At 40.9% G+C, this 17,078-nt stretch carries 18 protein-coding genes and 1 rRNA gene; 10 read left to right on the forward strand and 9 right to left on the reverse strand.

Annotated features, from left to right (window positions below; translation table 11 throughout):
- The first annotated feature begins 9 nt into the window (after positions 1-9).
- From atpG to GVX98_RS00775, 5 genes are all read left to right on the forward strand, one after another.
- Positions 10-879, forward strand: coding sequence for a F0F1 ATP synthase subunit gamma (gene atpG / locus GVX98_RS00755; protein ID WP_004984038.1), 870 nt, complete (start codon positions 10-12; stop codon positions 877-879).
- Between the two features lie 26 nt (positions 880-905).
- Complete coding sequence (gene atpD / locus GVX98_RS00760; RefSeq protein ID WP_004684425.1) at positions 906-2,300, forward strand: F0F1 ATP synthase subunit beta; 1,395 nt, start codon at positions 906-908, stop codon at positions 2,298-2,300.
- 26 nt (positions 2,301-2,326) lie between these two features.
- On the forward strand, positions 2,327-2,746 hold the full coding sequence (locus GVX98_RS00765) for a F0F1 ATP synthase subunit epsilon (protein WP_058868679.1): 420 nt from the start codon (positions 2,327-2,329) through the stop codon (positions 2,744-2,746).
- Positions 2,747-2,826: 80 nt separating this feature from the next.
- On the forward strand, positions 2,827-3,744 hold the full coding sequence (locus GVX98_RS00770) for a hypothetical protein (protein WP_159127001.1): 918 nt from the start codon (positions 2,827-2,829) through the stop codon (positions 3,742-3,744).
- A 207-nt stretch (positions 3,745-3,951) separates the two neighbouring features.
- Entirely contained in the window at positions 3,952-4,272 is a 321-nt protein-coding gene (locus tag GVX98_RS00775) for a hypothetical protein (protein ID WP_151837067.1), read from the forward strand.
- 31 nt (positions 4,273-4,303) lie between these two features.
- Here GVX98_RS00775 and GVX98_RS00780 read toward each other — a convergent pair whose 3' ends face one another.
- The 6 genes from GVX98_RS00780 to GVX98_RS00805 form a co-directional block, all read right to left on the reverse strand.
- On the reverse strand, positions 4,304-5,239 hold the full coding sequence (locus tag GVX98_RS00780) for a hypothetical protein (RefSeq protein WP_159127002.1): 936 nt from the start codon (positions 5,237-5,239) through the stop codon (positions 4,304-4,306).
- Between the two features lie 81 nt (positions 5,240-5,320).
- On the reverse strand, positions 5,321-5,764 hold the full coding sequence (locus GVX98_RS00785) for an AAA family ATPase (RefSeq protein ID WP_159127003.1): 444 nt from the start codon (positions 5,762-5,764) through the stop codon (positions 5,321-5,323).
- 90 nt (positions 5,765-5,854) lie between these two features.
- The gene (locus GVX98_RS00790) at positions 5,855-6,445 is read right to left on the reverse strand and encodes a hypothetical protein (RefSeq protein ID WP_035327189.1); all 591 of its coding nucleotides are present in this window, start codon (positions 6,443-6,445) and stop codon (positions 5,855-5,857) included.
- A gap of 132 nt (positions 6,446-6,577) precedes the next feature.
- Complete coding sequence (locus GVX98_RS00795; RefSeq protein WP_159127004.1) at positions 6,578-6,952, reverse strand: RcnB family protein; 375 nt, start codon at positions 6,950-6,952, stop codon at positions 6,578-6,580.
- Between the two features lie 198 nt (positions 6,953-7,150).
- Entirely contained in the window at positions 7,151-7,696 is a 546-nt protein-coding gene (locus tag GVX98_RS00800; RefSeq protein WP_004984048.1) for a glutathione peroxidase, read from the reverse strand.
- A 123-nt stretch (positions 7,697-7,819) separates the two neighbouring features.
- A complete protein-coding gene (locus GVX98_RS00805; RefSeq protein WP_004984049.1) occupies positions 7,820-8,374 on the reverse strand; it encodes a hypothetical protein in 555 nt (184 codons plus the stop codon).
- A gap of 335 nt (positions 8,375-8,709) precedes the next feature.
- Here GVX98_RS00805 and GVX98_RS00810 point away from each other — a divergent pair, with 335 nt between their 5' ends.
- The gene (locus GVX98_RS00810; RefSeq protein ID WP_004984057.1) at positions 8,710-9,630 is read left to right on the forward strand and encodes a DMT family transporter; all 921 of its coding nucleotides are present in this window, start codon (positions 8,710-8,712) and stop codon (positions 9,628-9,630) included.
- A gap of 399 nt (positions 9,631-10,029) precedes the next feature.
- Here GVX98_RS00810 and GVX98_RS00815 read toward each other — a convergent pair whose 3' ends face one another.
- Genes GVX98_RS00815 through GVX98_RS00825 form a run of 3 tightly spaced genes read right to left on the reverse strand, consistent with a single transcriptional unit; the run spans position 10,030 to position 12,955 of the window.
- The gene (locus tag GVX98_RS00815; protein WP_004984059.1) at positions 10,030-10,599 is read right to left on the reverse strand and encodes an L-threonylcarbamoyladenylate synthase; all 570 of its coding nucleotides are present in this window, start codon (positions 10,597-10,599) and stop codon (positions 10,030-10,032) included.
- Positions 10,600-10,644: 45 nt separating this feature from the next.
- Positions 10,645-11,778 (reverse strand): DNA-processing protein DprA, encoded by a 1,134-nt coding sequence (dprA, locus tag GVX98_RS00820; RefSeq protein ID WP_159127005.1) that lies wholly within the window; start codon positions 11,776-11,778, stop codon positions 10,645-10,647.
- 22 nt (positions 11,779-11,800) lie between these two features.
- Complete coding sequence (locus GVX98_RS00825) at positions 11,801-12,955, reverse strand: LysM peptidoglycan-binding domain-containing protein (RefSeq protein WP_159127006.1); 1,155 nt, start codon at positions 12,953-12,955, stop codon at positions 11,801-11,803.
- 120 nt (positions 12,956-13,075) lie between these two features.
- On the opposite strand from GVX98_RS00825, the gene def reads away from it, so the two are divergent.
- From def to rrf, 4 genes are all read left to right on the forward strand, one after another.
- Positions 13,076-13,609 (forward strand): peptide deformylase, encoded by a 534-nt coding sequence (gene def / locus GVX98_RS00830; protein ID WP_004684452.1) that lies wholly within the window; start codon positions 13,076-13,078, stop codon positions 13,607-13,609.
- Between the two features lie 90 nt (positions 13,610-13,699).
- Positions 13,700-14,137 carry a DUF2946 family protein gene (locus GVX98_RS00835; RefSeq protein ID WP_159127007.1) on the forward strand — a complete coding sequence of 146 codons (438 nt, stop codon included), beginning with the start codon at positions 13,700-13,702 and terminating at the stop codon, positions 14,135-14,137.
- A gap of 72 nt (positions 14,138-14,209) precedes the next feature.
- Positions 14,210-16,255 (forward strand): TonB-dependent copper receptor, encoded by a 2,046-nt coding sequence (locus GVX98_RS00840; RefSeq protein WP_159127008.1) that lies wholly within the window; start codon positions 14,210-14,212, stop codon positions 16,253-16,255.
- 483 nt (positions 16,256-16,738) lie between these two features.
- A 5S ribosomal RNA gene (rrf, locus tag GVX98_RS00845) occupies positions 16,739-16,853 on the forward strand.
- The last annotated feature ends 225 nt before the right edge of the window (positions 16,854-17,078 follow it).

The following is a 17,078-nucleotide window of genomic DNA, read 5'->3' on the forward strand; positions in this document are numbered from 1 at the left end:
GTTAAGCGTATGGCAAATTTAAAAGAAATTCGCGCCAAAGTAGCTAGTATCAAAAGCACGCAGAAAATTACTCGCGCGATGCAGATGGTAGCAGCTTCTAAGATGCGTCGTGCGCAAGAGCGCATGGCTCAAGGCCGTCCGTATGCCGAAAATATGCACCGTGTAATTGCTCACTTGGTTCAAGCGAATCCTGAATACAAACACCGTTATATGGTTGAACGCCCTGTGAAGCGCGTTGGCTATATCATTGTGTCTTCAGATCGTGGCCTTGCTGGTGGTTTGAACATTAACTTGTTCAAAAAAGTGGTTAAACACGTACAACAGCAACAAGAGCAGTCAATTGAAGTTCAATTTGCTTTAATTGGTCAAAAAGCGGTTTCGTTTTTTAAAAACTACGGCGGTAAAGTGCTGGGTGCTACGACAAATGTCGGTGATACACCAAGCCTTGAACAGTTATCTGGTTCTGTACAGGTGATGTTAGACGCGTTTGATAAAGGCGAGTTAGATCGTATTTATCTTGTGTCAAACGGCTTTGTCAATGCCATGACTCAAAATCAAAAAATCGAACAACTTGTTCCTTTAGCAACTGCTGAAGAAAACAAGACCCTTAACCGTCAATACGGTTGGGATTATATCTATGAGCCTGAAGCTGAAGAGCTTTTAAATGGCTTATTGGTTCGTTATATCGAGTCTGTGGTATATCAAGGCGTGATCGAAAACATCGCGTGTGAGCAGTCAGCTCGTATGGTTGCAATGAAAGCTGCAACGGACAACGCAGGTGATTTGATCAAGAGCCTACAACTTATTTATAACAAGCTGCGTCAAGCCGCGATTACTCAGGAAATTTCTGAGATCGTTGGTGGTGCCGCTGCCGTTTAACATTATTTTGAATTGAGGAGACAGCAATGAGTAGCGGTCGTATCATTCAGATCATCGGCGCGGTTATCGACGTCGAGTTTGAACGTAACAGCGTTCCTAAGATCTATGACGCTCTCCACGTTGATGGCACTGAAACTACATTAGAAGTTCAGCAACAACTTGGTGATGGCGTAGTTCGTACTATTGCAATGGGTTCTACTGAAGGCCTTAAGCGTGGTTTGAACGTAACGAATACTAACGCTCCAATCTCTGTACCAGTGGGTACAGCGACTTTGGGTCGTATCATGGACGTTCTTGGTCGCCCAATCGACGAAGCTGGTCCAGTTGCGACAGAAGCGCGTTTACCGATTCACCGTCAAGCACCTTCTTATGCTGAGCAAGCAGCTTCTACTGACCTTTTAGAAACTGGTATTAAAGTCATCGACTTACTATGCCCGTTCGCTAAAGGTGGTAAAGTTGGTCTGTTCGGTGGTGCCGGTGTTGGTAAAACTGTAAACATGATGGAGTTGATCAACAACATCGCTAAAGCGCACTCAGGTTTATCTGTGTTCGCTGGTGTTGGTGAGCGTACTCGTGAAGGTAACGACTTCTATCACGAGATGAAAGACTCAAACGTTCTAGACAAAGTAGCAATGGTCTACGGTCAGATGAACGAGCCACCGGGTAACCGTTTACGCGTAGCGTTGACTGGTTTGACCATGGCTGAGTACTTCCGTGACGAGAAAGACGAAAACGGCAAAGGCCGTGACGTATTATTGTTCGTAGACAACATCTACCGTTATACACTAGCAGGTACTGAAGTATCAGCACTTCTAGGTCGTATGCCATCTGCAGTAGGTTACCAACCGACACTTGCAGAAGAGATGGGTGTTCTTCAAGAACGTATTACATCGACTAAGTCTGGTTCGATTACGTCAATCCAAGCGGTATACGTACCTGCCGATGACTTAACAGATCCATCGCCTGCAACTACATTTGCTCACTTAGATGCAACTGTAGTATTGAGCCGTGACATCGCATCTTCTGGTATTTACCCAGCGATCGATCCACTTGACTCAACTTCACGTCAGTTAGATCCACTCGTAGTGGGTGCTGAGCATTACGAGATTGCTCGTTCAGTTCAAAACGTTCTTCAACGTTATAAAGAATTGAAAGACATCATCGCGATTCTTGGTATGGACGAACTTGCAGAAGAAGATAAGTTGACTGTTTACCGTGCGCGTAAAATCCAACGTTTCTTCTCTCAACCGTTCCACGTAGCTGAAGTGTTTACTGGTGCTCCTGGTAAACTTGTACCGCTTAAAGAAACGATTCGTGGCTTTAAAGGTCTTTTAGCTGGTGAATACGATCACATTCCAGAACAAGCGTTCTATATGGTTGGTGGTATTGACGAAGTAATTGCTAAAGCTGAGAAACTTTAATTAGTTACCTAATTTAGGAGATTCTCATGTCGACTATGCAGTGTGATGTTGTAAGTGTTCAAGAGTCTTTGTACTCTGGCACTGTAACGATGCTAATTGCTAAAGGTGCTGGTGGTGAGTTAGGTATTATGCCTGGTCACGCGCCACTAGTAACTTTACTCAAGCCGGGTACAATCCGTGTTCTGCTTGAAAACGGTACAGAAGAGTTAATCTATGTATCTGGTGGTGTTCTAGAAGTTCAACCGCATGTTGTTACGGTGCTTGCAGATACTGCAGTCCGTGCAGAAAACTTAGATGAAGCAGCAATTCTTGAAGCGCGTAAACACGCTGAACAATTGCTTGCAAATCAAAAGAGCGACTTGGACTCGGCTGCTGCTTTGGCTGCTCTTGCAGAAACTGCTGCTCAGTTGGAAACCATCCGCAAAATCAAAAACCGCGCTCAATAAGAGACGGTTTGAGATTAAAAAAGCCACCGAAAGGTGGCTTTTTTTATGCTATAAACAATTAAAAATAAAAGGAAGATAAAGTGGCTATATTTTTAAGAATTTTTTTACTTATTAGTTTTTTAGCTTATTTAGTTTGTTTTATTTGGGGATTACATTCTTCAGAAAAAGAATATAAAGAAATATTTATTAATATGTTAACCAGTGCTGCGGGGCTAAGTATAATTGTTGCTTTTTTAGCTCTATGGTTAACATTAGAAAATTTTCTAAGAAAGACAAGTTTGAATATTTCTGGGAAATTAGAATTTTATAACTATAAAGCTCAAAAGAGTGGTTACTCATATGATACATCTTTATCCAGTTTCCAACTTAATAACTATAAGGATAAAACTGTAGTAATTTACAGAGCTTATTTATCTCTAAGAAATGGACTTTATATACAGATATTGGATGCTAGTAAAAATCCTATTTTACTAAAAGCATATGATACACATTTAGAAAAACTAGATATGTCATTTTATTACAAACTGAATAATGAATTTAAAGTTATACAAGATTCGGATATTTCTAAAGCTAAATTGTATTTAGATACAAATGAAGGAAAGTATAAAGTTAGAAATGGTCGACAAGCTTGGATTCCTGCTAATAATAAAACTCTATTTCCTATATCTGTAGAACAAAATCATAATCTCAATGTTAAGTTTTATTTTTATGATCCATTACAGCTATCTATGGGTAATCGAACTATATATCAAATTGAGTATGGTCAAAAATTTGTAGAGGTAAGGGGAAAGACTATAGATGTAAGTAATATTAATAGTGTGGAGGATTTAAAATCCTTATTAAATAAAGAGAGCTCTGTAGCGCAAGGCTATCACATATGGGATCCAATTAAGAAACTACATGTGCAATATCCAGATTGGGTTAATGCAAAGAAAATAAATTTCAATAATTCTTTGATTGAAGCCATTAAAACTTGTCTAACAAAGTTCAGGAAATAGTAGAAATCCTAAACTCTTGATTCTCTGCAATACTGTCCTTTAAAATTTCATCAAAACCTTCATCTAACTTTGTATTTTTAGTTTTCTAAAAGTGGCTAACACAACCACTTTTAGAACATTAGATTTTATCAAAGGTCATCTAAAGTTGCATATCTTTTATTCAACAGAAGTTATATTTTGAAAGCTTCTCTGTAAGCGAAGATGAAGATGAACCTGATTGCGCATGAATCCCACTTTTGGGAACTTTACCAAGATTTTGAGCATTATTATCTGAGTATTGCAGTCGACATGAGCTCAGTAGTGTCGTGTTGGGACTTGGTGCTGACTTCAGAAGAAATATTACAATATGAACATCGGGGTCGCGCAAGTATTCAGGAGCTGACCAAAGCCATGATTGAAGCAGCTTACAAAGGTGATTTTTCAATGATGGAAGCACGTTTAGCCAAGCCATATGAGCGTCACGCTATGCAAAAGGCCTTTAAAGATTGGTTAGCACAGAGCAAAACTCAGGAACAGTCTTCGTTTTGATGAGGTGTGAGCTCAAAGCATTGTTTTAAATTTATTTCAAAAAGCTTTGACGCAATTGGCTGAACATCATGCGGCTAACGCTATTGTGCTGCGTCTCGATCAATTTTTTGATTTGTTCAACCTGAGGCTCATCTTCAGGAATCACAATCTCTGAATCGATTTCGATATCCGAATTTGGCATGGTATTGGAGGGGTGTACACGCAAATTTGAAGATGGGTGTTCGGTATGCCAAAGCTGTGTTTCGAGTGACATGATGTACTTATATTCATCAGTATTCGGGTTAAACCTCTTATAAAGCCTTAAGTCTTGCATCGCATCTTGACGGCTTCGGCGAGGCATATCTGTTTCGACTTCCAACCATTCAGAGATAACCGGATGAATTTCATGTTGCATCAGTTGGTAATAAAGCCAATCGCTGAGCAGGCTATGATCGATGTCAGACAGATATGGGCTGTTTTGTTGCAGCAATTGTTGTAAGTGTTCGAAGACCAAAATTTCTTGCTTTTGTAAGGCATAGCGCGCTTCAGCATCAAATTGTTGGTATTCTTCGGCTGGAATTTCAGTGAAATGTTGTTGTTCAACGAAGGCATCTACAATATGCGTTTGGAATAAGGTATTCCATTGCTCTAGCGCATGAATTTCGAGCTGTTGTAGCTCTTTAAACGCTTTGCTTTGATAGCGGCTGAGTTGCAGGCGCTGAATATTTTGCTGGTTGAGTTCAATTCTTTGTTTGATGTATTCAGTATAAGCGCTTTGTTGTTTGGGGCTGACAGGGCTTGTAACATCGACCAAAAGTAACTGCTGCTGTTGTTTGTATTTGAGCCAGTCCTGAATACGTTGAACCTCTTTATGCTCTTTAGAAAAAAACTGGGTTAAGTGTGGCGTGGTTTTTTCAGGCATTAAAAAGTGCATCCCGCCAAAGACGATGATTGCTAAACAGGCGATCACAAGAATGACTTTTTTCATTATAAAAATGTTTTTCTGTGTTTCTTATTTGTACATGGTAGCTTAAAAATGAGAAATAGTTAATGTTTTTTCATTAAAGCTTCAAATCTGTATGGGTAAAATTGAAAATTCACCTTGCCCGAGAATCCGAACTTTATACAGTGCATCAAAGCCTTCAGCATAGTGTGGTGGTTCAAATTTTTGAGCGGTGGCTCTGATCCCGACTTCAGGAATGCAGGCTTTGCCTTCACGTAACTGGTTGCGTTCTAGTGCGCCTTTAAGCTCAGTCTCAAAGAGGTAGCCAACAATTTCAAAGCCTGCGGCCTGAGCACTGGCAATATAACGCGCCCGATCGGCTAACGTAGGATTGGTATTGTCAATCACCATTTTGGTTTTTGAGGCTAGTCCTGCTTCAAAAATGATTTTTTCACGATGCCGTGTTTTCAGCATATCGAGGTTGATGCGCAAATGGCTATGTGCCAAATTCAACAGATAATAGCTCGATTTTCCCGAAGCTTGGATGCCCATAAAAATAATCAGCTGCATGTGAGAAATCGTGCCTCAATCAAATTAGGAGAAAATGGTTGCAGTCATTTTCTCTTACTCTATTGCTGAAAGCACCAATATTTACATGTTTTAAGATTGGTTTGTGTTTGAACTATCATTCTCAGCTTGCTGAGGAATCATCATTGAAGCCAGTTTCAACATTTCAGATTGGATCGTGCCCATTTGCTGTTGCATCTTTTTAAAGTCGACTTGGCTAAAATCCACCTGTCCATTTAAAAAAGGTGAAGCTAAAACTTGTTGGTTGGCAGACAGTAATTTTTCACGGATATCATTGATTTCTTGGGTTTTAAGATTCAGTCCATTCAAGGCATTATTGAAACCTGTGAGCTGTTGTTGCAAAGCTGTTGCTGCGTGTTGCAACTGTTGTTGATCATGCTGTTCAATTGCGGCCTGCAAGTCACTTTGGGTTTCTTGCAGCTGAGTGACGTATTCACCTGCTTTTAATTGCATATCTGCCACATCACGCACGATATAGAGCATGTTGCCACTTTTCAGTTCAGCTTTTTCAGGGCTTTGTGTATTCGGTGATTGGTGTTGCTCAGAGGTCTCAGTCTGGATGTCTTGCTGATTCGGCTCTGTTGCTTGCTCACAGCCAATGAGTAGGATGCCTGAACTAAACAGTGCAAAAGGAAGAACCAAGTTTTGTAAAAGTTTTTTCATCATCAAATCAGTATTGGGCTATGTGTTTTTTAATATAAGGGCAAAATGTGTAGATAAAATGCTGGGTTTCAAAGTCATAACAAAACTTTTTAAAATAAAAAGAGTGCCTGAGCACTCTTCATTTACAGCAGTTTAACCAGCAATGATTTTAATAATGGAATGATTGCGAATGTCTGTCAGTACATAGTCGCCATTCACTTTAATCCACTGTTGGTTTTTACCGGGTTTGCTGAGTTTTTTGTATTTTTGGTGATCTACTTTATAGACATTGCTATGGTAAGCGCTTGGGAGTTTTTGACCGGCTTTCCAATCTTGAGATGGATGGTTGGCTTTTTTGACAGTGGTTTGAGTCGGCTGTTGATGTCCATTTGAAGTATGCTTTTGCGCATGTCCATGTGACTGCGCGGTTTGATGTTGCTGATGTTGTTCTTGTGGTGCTGCTAGTGCAGGAAGGGCAATCAATGCGGTTGAGATAGATAAAACTGCTGCTTTTATAAATGTATACATGAGCTTCACTTCGGGTTGTCTTGAGCGGATAGATGCATCATAGAGTGAAGTGTTTGATTGATCGTGAATGAAGTGTTGTAAAATGATCAAAATAAAGAAGAAATCATGAAGATCGAACCGATTCGAATGTCATTACTCATTTAAAAAAATAAAATATAAGCAGCCGTTAAATTCGACTGCTTATAAACAGCTTCAGGCTTATTTGGCCAATTCAGCATTGATAGCATCGACAATACGCGGATCATTGGCCGTAATGTCCGGTGCAAAACGCGCAACCACTTCGCCATTTTTATTGATTAAGAATTTCTCGAAGTTCCACAGCACTTCAGGTGGTTCGTTCGGTGTTAAACCATAGTCCACCAAGTCTTTCCACCAAGGGCCTTCACCGATACGTTCAGGTACCGCTTGGGTGAGCGTTTCATATAACGGATGCTTATCATCCCCTGCAACCGAGATTTTTGAAAAAAGCGGGAAATCTACTTGATAGTTTAAAGAGCAGAATTCTTGAATTTCAGCATCTGAACCCGGTTCTTGTGCCAAGAAATTGTTGGCAGGAAAACCTAGAATCTCTAAACCCTGTGATTTTTTGTCTTGATAGAGTTTTTCTAAACCTTCGTACTGCGGTGTGAGGCCACATTTAGATGCCACATTCACCACCAAGAGAACTTTACCTTGGTATTGGTTTAAGTTGATGTCTTCGCCCTGAATGGATTTGACAGGAATGTTATAAATCGAAGTGCTCATTTGCGTGTCCTTATACGATGTGCATTTTATTGTGTTGGAAGCGTTCGACAAAGTCACGCCCATTTGTGGATTGATCGCAACAAAAAAGCAAGCCGAGGCTTGCTTTAAAGGGTAGGGAGGTCATTAAGACGCTGGAGCTGCTTTGACTTTCGCTTCCAAAGCCGTTACGTCAGCAATGATCGATTTCTGCAATTCAGTCGCTTTGTTTTGAAGTTTAGTGATTTTCGCGCTATCTGGTGTTGTTTTTGTACTTTCTTTGGTGAGCTCTACACCCAGATCATTGGCGTCCTGCATTTTTTCACGTAAAGCATCTACTTCAGCACTTTTTAAGGTTAAGGCATCTAATTCATCATTAAATTGCTTCACATAGGTTTCTGTTTTTTCAACTATACTTTTAATTTGAGCGGGATCCTTTTTCTCTAAGGTTGCACTCACTTCTTTTTGAAACGCGGCGGCTTCTTGAGCTTTGGCATTCGATAGCGTTTGTACGGCTAACAAATCGGCTTGAATATCGGCAATATTGTTATTGCTATGATTAGCAACGATAGTGGTTGCTTCGGTTGAGGTCGCTTCAGATGCAGACGTCGTTTGTTCAACGGCTGGCTCAGTTCCTTTTTTTTCGCACGCAGCCAAAGTAAGTGTGGCCATACAAACTGTGGTTAAAAGTAACTTTTTCATAACGACATCCTTCTATCGGGAAATATGTTTTTGTAGGCCAGAGTCTAAGAGCAATGACCAATCAATTAAAAAATACGTTCGCTAGAACAGCATCAATACGATGCAGAGATCGTTGACATTGTTCTATGGTGTTTTTGTAGAGTGAAGTTGCTGAAATGCATCAATTTATTGAAATGTATAGTTTTGTATTGTCTTAATATTATGTTTTTTATGAATTTTATATTTTAAGATAAATGTATCAATTATGTGTGATACCCAAATGATATTCGAATAAATCATAAAAATGTTTTACCATTCATTTAAATTTTGCAAACAAAAGCTAAACGGGAAAAAGAATGAGTACCACACCACAACGTATGTATTGGGCTTTGAGTCTCCCTATCATTGCCGTACTCATTTGGTCGATCAATATTGTCGTTACGCGTTATGTAGCTGATTTCATTTCGCCAGTCAGTATTAGTTTTTATCGGTGGTTCTTTGCCTTCATTCTTTTAACGCCTTTTGTCGTGCGACCTTTATGTCGGCAGTGGGCATTAATCCGAGCGCATTTAGGTCAGTTGGCAGTGCTAAGTGCATTTGGTCTGGTGTTGTATCAGGGCTTAGCCTACACCGCAGCGCACTATACGACCGCGACCAATATGGGACTGATTAATGCCTTTATTCCGATCTTTACCATTTTTGTTTCACTGCTGATCTTAAAAGATATTCCAAATCGTTTTGCGATGATCGGGAGTATTTTATCTTTTGCAGGTTTGGTTTATATCATTGGGCAGGGCAATCTTGCGGGCTTAGTTCAATCGGGTGGGCATTTGGGTGATGTCCTGATGGTGGTTGCGGTATTTTTCTATGCCTTTTATGGGGTGTTTTTGAAAAAGTGGCAATTGCAAATTCCCTTGATGCTGAGCCTCTATGTGCAGATCTTTTTTGCACTGCTTTACCATTTGCCTTTCATTGCCTATTTCGGTCTCGATTCAATCAATAGTCAAAATGCGGCAAGTGTTATGTATGCCAGCATTTTCCCTTCCTTAGTTGCCCCTTTACTATGGATGTTGGCCATTACCCATTTAGGGCCGAATCGAACCAGTATTTTTATGAACTTGATGCCGGTCTTTACCGCAGTGATTGCTTATGTTTGGTTGAAAGAGGCGTGGACGGTTTATCATACGGTCGGTGGTGTGGTCATTATCTGTGGTATTTTACTCGCACAGCGTAAAACAGCATTAAAAACGACACCTTTAGCAAACTCGATGGATTGATATTGGTTGGAAAACGACCATTTAAATTATTTTTTTAATAGAATAATTCATTAATAAGTTAATTTATTAATGCTATTTTAGATGATTAATGTATTTAATGTATGCAAAAGCTGATTAAAAATAGGTAGATAATTTGAATTATATTTTAATTATCTCCATTAATCAGCGTTTTAACGCTGTTTTTAATATAAAAAATCTATTTGTTTAGAAATGCAATTTGCTACATAATACGCGCACTGCAAACTTAGGCCAATGTCAAAACGGGCATTAAGTGTTTGCTCATCAGTTTTCAGACCCTCTGGATGTGATTACACATCCTTTTTTATGCTCAGCCATCCCTATATGGCTGAGCTTTTTTTTATCTATTTTTCATTAAAAATCCTGAGAAATAGCACGCTTTTAGGCACGAATCACTGCTCCAGTTTCGGCATCGAGTATGCGACTCGGTTCTTGGCTCAAGCCTAGGTCACCATTCAGATAATTCACTTGTTGTGCAAAGTAGTGATTGGCATCTTGTAGTGAACGAGCAGGTGGCAATCTAGCAGGGTTGGCACTGGTTGAGACTATGAAGCCTTGAAAGGCATTGCAAAGTGCCACACAAATCGGATGTGTGGTTACCCGTACAGCAACTTTAGGATGATTGCCTTTAATCCATGTCGGAATATGTTCATTTGTAGGTAGCAACCACGTGGTTGCGCGTTCTGATGGACTACGATCACTCCAGCTGTCGATCACTTGTTGACGGATGTGGGGATCTAAATGTTCTAAAAGTGGTTCAACTTGAGCAATTTGCCCAGCCAGTAAAATTACCCCTTTTTCAATCGGGCGTTGCTTAATCTGCAAAATATCTAGAAAGGCTTGTTCGTTATACGGATCACAGCCTAAACCCCATACTGCTTCTGTTGGATATGCTAAAACTTGACCTTGTTTTAAACATTGCGCCGCTTCAGTCACAGAGGTGGTAATCATTACACTTTGTACCTTTTATTGATTCATAAAGGGTTATTGTGAACCTTATTGGCTGGAACGGCAACGCAGATAATTGCCAGCCTGTTGTTGTGCGAGCCCCAAAATCTCCAGTTCCATTAACTGGCTGGTGAGTGTGGCAATATCGGTGTTCAGTTTGAAATTAAGTTGATCCATATTTTGTCCCACCCAATCCAGTTGATTATAAAGTTCGAGTAAATCAGATGGGATCTCAATACTAGCGCTTGGGGTGGTTTCTTGCGACTGGGATTGGCTATGCCATTGAGTGGGGAGTGCCAAGTCTTCAATGATTTGCTCAGGATGATCAACCAAAATCGCCCCTTCTCGGATCAGTTGATGACAGCCTTGATGGTGTTCACTGTAAATATGACCGGGGATCGCAAAAATAGTTTTCCCTTGCTCTGCGGCTCTTTGGGCAGTTCCTAGAGAGCCACTTTTGAGTGCGGCTTCTGCAACCACAACCCCTAAACTCAGTGCACTGACGATGCGGTTGCGCCGTGGGAAATTGTGCTGTAAGGGTGGTGTATGCGGTAAAAATTCAGTAATTATGCAGCCATTATTTTCTAATATTTGTGTGCGCAGTGTTTGATGTTGGGAGGGGTAAGTGAGATCTAAGCCCGTGCCCATCACTGCAATGGTACGTTGATATTTTAAACCGCCCTGATGTGCGGCTGCATCAATGCCTTCAGCTAAACCACTGCAAATATAAAAGCCTTTTTCGGCGAGGTAATAAGCAAAGTCATAAGCCACTTGTTTGCCGTGCGGACTGGGTTTTCGACTACCGACGATAGCAATTTGAGGTTGGAGTAAACTTTGTGGATTGCCCTGACCAAATAAAATGGGTGGTCGATCAGAATAGGGCAGCAGCTGCGAGGGATAATGACTTTCACTATCAAGCAAAATAAAATCACAACTGGCTTGGACGTCATGCAGTAAAGTTTGTAATTTGGTTTGTCCAGCAGGTGTTTGAATTTCTACGACACGTTGTAGATGACTTTTGTGTAAGCCGAGATTTGGCCAGATCTGAAGATTGGAGGCAGCAACAGCTTTTGTGCTTGTGCCAAAATGCTGCTGTAGTTTTTGAAAGCTCGATAAAGAATGCTGAACTAAATACCACAGGGTGATTGTTGCAATCTGTTCATGTGATAAAGAGTTCAGCATGTATACACCTTAAGGCAACGGATTATTCATCCACAACAGATGGAGAAAGTTTCGCGCCCAAGTTCATTGGCAGTTCGCTGTCGAGCACATAAGCATAGCTGACACGGTCAAAGGTTTTAAAGACCATGATGTTGCCGATACGCTCCGTTGGAAGGGTCAGTTTTTCATTGGTTTTCGGATCACGAATTTCTTGACCCTTTTGACTCACTGAGAACACATAACCCGATTGAACGCCATCCACTGTACCACGGTCAATGGTTACAACTGAATGCTTCGCAGCTAGACCAATCGAACCTTGAACACGAATCACTTGTCCACCATCAGTCACATCTTGTGCATGTGTTGGGTAGAACAAGGTTGGAAGCATGGCGTCGTATTCAGGCAGTACGCGATAACCACGACGTACTTCAGAATTATACGAATCTGTGATTTCTAAAGTGGACATGTCATTTTCACCACGAATGGCAATGGCTGAACCAACCTGAGTCAATTCTAGACCTAGATTTTGTTTTTTGCCCTCTGCATCCGTCACAATGTACGGTTCGCCTTCACGGTAAATTGCGTAGCGTTGACCGACTTCGATGCCTTGGCCACGTGCATAAACGGTTTGACCTTTACCTGCAATCACACGCTCATCGGCAGCACCGACGATATACGGTGTACCTTCCAAAGATTCTTCGGAAAGAATCGTGCTGTGTTCAAGCCAGTTTTTAATGTATTCCAGTGGAATGACAGGAATGGCATTGTTTAAGGACTCAACACGTGCTTGAGGTTGAAGTTTAGTGCCGCCTGTATAACGACGAATGATCCCTTCACAGCCATCGCCTTGGTCTTTACCAATAATTGGACGGCCTTCATGAGTACACATCAGTAAGCGGTCACCCGGAAAAATCCAATGCGGATTTTTGACGTGTCTATTGCTGGCCCAAATTTCAGGCCAACGCACAGGATTGTTTAGGAAACGTTTAGAAATATCCCACAGGGTATCGCCTTTTTTCACCACATAAACATTTGGTGCATTGGCTTTTAAAGCAGGTGGATTGTAATTTCGTGTAGGCGCAGCCTGAGCTGTTGAAATGACGCCTGCGCCAACACTTACGCAAACCGCAAGTGCTAACATGTGTTGCTTAAACCCCAAGGCACTAAAAGATGGCATGCCCATAAAAACCTTTTTCATTATCATAATTCCTAAAATTATGTATGTAGTTGCGTTATAATAACGATATTACACACATTTTTTTGATCAAGCATTCCCTTCATTTGGTTTTTTGATCAATGGCATAATTGAGGACGCAGTATGGCCTTATTACCTATTTTAAGTTTTCCTGATCCCCGTCTTCGTACCATTGCAGAACCCGTCGAAGAAGTTACTGATGAAATTCGTCAGCTGGCTGCAGATATGTTTGAAACCATGTATGAAGCGCCAGGCATTGGACTTGCCGCGACACAAGTTGATCGTCATATTCAGTTGATTGTCATGGACTTATCTGAACATAAAGATCAACCTTTGGTATTCATTAACCCCAAAGTTACCCCATTGACTGAAGAAACGCAGCCCTATGAAGAAGGCTGCCTATCAGTTCCCCAAATATACGACAAAGTTGAGCGCCCGTCACGCGTAAAGATCGAAGCAATTAACCTTGAAGGTCAAGCATTTGAGATCGAAGCTGACGAACTTCTCGCTGTTTGCATTCAACATGAAATGGATCACTTAAATGGCAAATTGTTCGTCGACTATTTGTCACCACTGAAGCGTCAACGTGCACGTGAAAAAGTAGAAAAATTGACTCGTCAGCGCCAAAAAGACAAAGTAGCTGTGAAACGCGGTTAAGTTTTTTTGCTTAAAAATCATCTTTAAAGTGAGCCCAATTTCGATTGGGCTTTGTTATACTGGCCGCGTTCTCAATTCGGATGGAATGGATTGTTTTTTAGAGCTGCGTTGCTACTGTCTTGTGTAGCCGTGTTTTTACAGATTGCTGTTTTTTTACAGCCTTTGCTCCCGACGCAATATCAAATTGCGCCGGTCTGTGAAACCATTTCGCGTGCGCTTTTACTCAAACCAGTTGAACATCTCCGTTCTCATGCTGAAAAGCATTCCACACATCATCATGAAATGCAGGCTCAGCATGAACTCAGTTCACAATCTGCCGAACACAATCATCATGATGCAAGTCATCAATGCCAATACTGTACGGTATATGGCAATCTTGTGTTGCCGCCTGATTTAGAGTTAAAAGCGGTACTTGACCGTATTCAAATCCGTTTAATTGCATTCCAAAAAGCCTTTGCGCATGTTTGGTTTGCACTGCAACAACTCTTTTTACTACCTCAAGGGCGAGCACCGCCACTGTTTGTATAAACCTAGACATATTTTTTTCGGGTCTTAACGGACTCTAGCCTAGTTGTATTTATAGATTCAGTGAGAATAAAAATGGCTCAGCCTACATTCTTTTTACAGCCTCTTGCGGCTGCGATTTCTCTTGCTTGTTTTTCAAGCGTAGTATTTGCCGCTGACGCAGACAGCGCACACATTTTAGCGCCTATCGTGGTGACGGCTCAGCAGGGCAATGATGCCCATGGTCTGATTGTACATGCCGACCCTAAACAACCCACTCAGCCAATTCCTGCGGTTGATGGTGCAGCCTACCTACAAAGTATTGTGGGTTTTAACCAAATCAAAAATGGCGGCGCGAATGGTGACGTCACCTTCCGCGGTATGTTTGGCTCACGTATTAAAATCCTCACAGATGGTACGGAAAATTTAGGTGCATGCCCAAGCCGTATGGATAATCCAGCTTCTTATGTCTCCCCTGAAAGCTACGACAAAATCACAGTCGTAAAAGGGCCACAAACCGTTCAGTATGCGCATACTGGCTCAGCCGCAACCGTTATTTTTGAACGTGAGCCGGAGCAGCTCACTTCCGCGAAACCTTATCGCGGGCAAGCCAGTGTCATGCTTGGCTCTTATGGTCGTTTGGATCAGAATGTTGAAGCCGCTGTTGGTGATGAAACGAAATACGCACGTTTAAATGCCAATCGTTCGATTGCAGATAGCTATCAAGATGGAGCAGGCAATACAGTTCCGTCCGATTGGGAAAAGTGGAATACAGATCTCGCGCTGGGCTGGACTCCAAATGAGGACACATGGGTAGAGCTGAAAGGTGGGAAGAGTGATGGTGAGGCGGTCTATGCTGGACGTAGCATGGATGGCTCTAAGTTTGCTCGTGAAAGTCTAGGTTTACATGTTGAAAAGAAAAACATTGGCGAGGTGATCAAGAAAGTCGAAGCGCAAGTTGACTATAGCTATAACGATCATGTCATGGATAATTTTCGCTTAAGAACACCACCGACAATGACCATGACGATGCATGGTATGCAGATGACTGTGCCAAATAAGATGGAAATGGAAGTAACGCGTCGTACTTTGAATGCGCGTGCTGCAATGACTTCTGAATGGGACAAAGTCAGCCTGATGACAGGAATAGACTCGCAGCGCAATAAGCATGGCGGCAATATGATTATGTATGCTATGCCGAGTATGAATTCTTCCTTTAAAACCAATATGGAATTTGAGTCATATGGGGCTTTCGGTGAGCTGAGTTATGCATTCAATAATCAGCATAAACTGGTGACAGGTGCACGCGTCGATCAAGCGAAGATCGATAACTTAGCCACAGATACAGAGCGTAAAGAAACCTTGCCAAGTGGTTTTATTCGAATTGAAAGTGAACTTGCAGAGTATGTCAAAACTTACGCAGGATTAGGTTATGTAGAGCGTGTACCTGATTATTGGGAATTGTTTAGTACCAAATACCATCAAAGTACAGGTACGACCTTTGCCAATTTAGAGAATGAAAAAACCGCGCAGTTTGATGCAGGTTATCAATATGAACAGGGTGCATTTAAATCTTGGGCTTCAGTTTATGCAGGTTTGATCCAAGACTATATATTAGTGGCATATACTCCGACAGGTTCAATGGGGCGGTTGGAAGCCAAAAGCCGAAATGTCGATGCAACCATTGCGGGTGCTGAAGCAGGTGTGGCTTACCAGTTCACGGATCAAATTCAAGCGGACATCAGTGCCATGTATGCATGGGGTGAAAATACGACGGATCACACCGCTTTACCGCAAATTGCACCATTAGAAGGGCGTTTCAATCTACGCTATGTGCAAGAGAAATATAATCTCGGTTTGTTATGGCGTGTGGTGGCAGCACAAGATCGTACCAGCTATCGAGAAGGCAATATCATAGGATACGATTTAGAAGACAGCAAAGGTTTTGGAACTCTGTCTTTAAATGGGACTTATAATATCCAAAAAGATCTAGACCTTTCAGTCGGAATAGATAATGTGCTGAATAAAAACTATGCCGAGCATTTGAATAAACTTGGAAGTTCAGGCTTTGGTTATGCTGCAACAGAACAATTCAACAATATTGGACGTAATTATTGGGCGCGTATCAGTCTGAAGTTCTAAATATATTGTAATGATCGGAAACAGCCATTCTAGAAATAGAATGGCTGTTTTGGGTTCTAAGATAGAAATTGACTGAGAAAACAGCATTGTGAGTGGATATTCACCATAAAAAGTAGAAAGAAACAGCGATTTAAATAAAATATTTAAATATTATTTCGATATATTTTTATTTAAATGAATTAAAACAATATATTAAGTTTAATTTGTGCGAATGTGATGGTGCGGTTTATGGCGCTAGGTCGGAAGTAGGTAAATTTATTAAAAAATATTTTACATAAATAACAGTTACTTATGATTTTATAAGTTTGAAAAATAAACATGCAAAAATATTTATTGAGAAAAGGTGTTGCAAGGGATTAGAAATGCTGTAGAATGCACATCCATCGGCGGTGATGTTGATTAAAACTTGTTGAGAAACAAGGATTTAGCCCAAGCGGTAGAATCTGAAAGTCTTGAATAAGTTTAAAAATAATTAACAAATGTGCTGGCGACAATAGCAAGAGTGAACCACCTGATCCCTTCCCGAACTCAGAAGTGAAACCTCTTAGCGCTGATGGTAGTGTGGAGTTATCCATGTGAGAGTAAGTCATCGCCAGCTCATTAATTCAAATCCCCCTCCGCTTATAGCTGAGGGGGATTTTTTTATGCACGAAAGGTTAAATAATAAAAAAATAAACGAATCAATCGTCTAATTGAGGTTTAGGATAGGTTTCTACATACTGATTTACTTATTTATCGATCATGACATTTAATCTATCTAACATTTTTATTTTTAGATTTTTAAAAATATTGAATAGTCGATCAAATGTTCATAGTTTGTTAG

It is taken from the genome of Acinetobacter sp. 8I-beige (assembly GCF_902505955.1).
GTDB classification, from domain to species: domain Bacteria; phylum Pseudomonadota; class Gammaproteobacteria; order Pseudomonadales; family Moraxellaceae; genus Acinetobacter; species Acinetobacter johnsonii.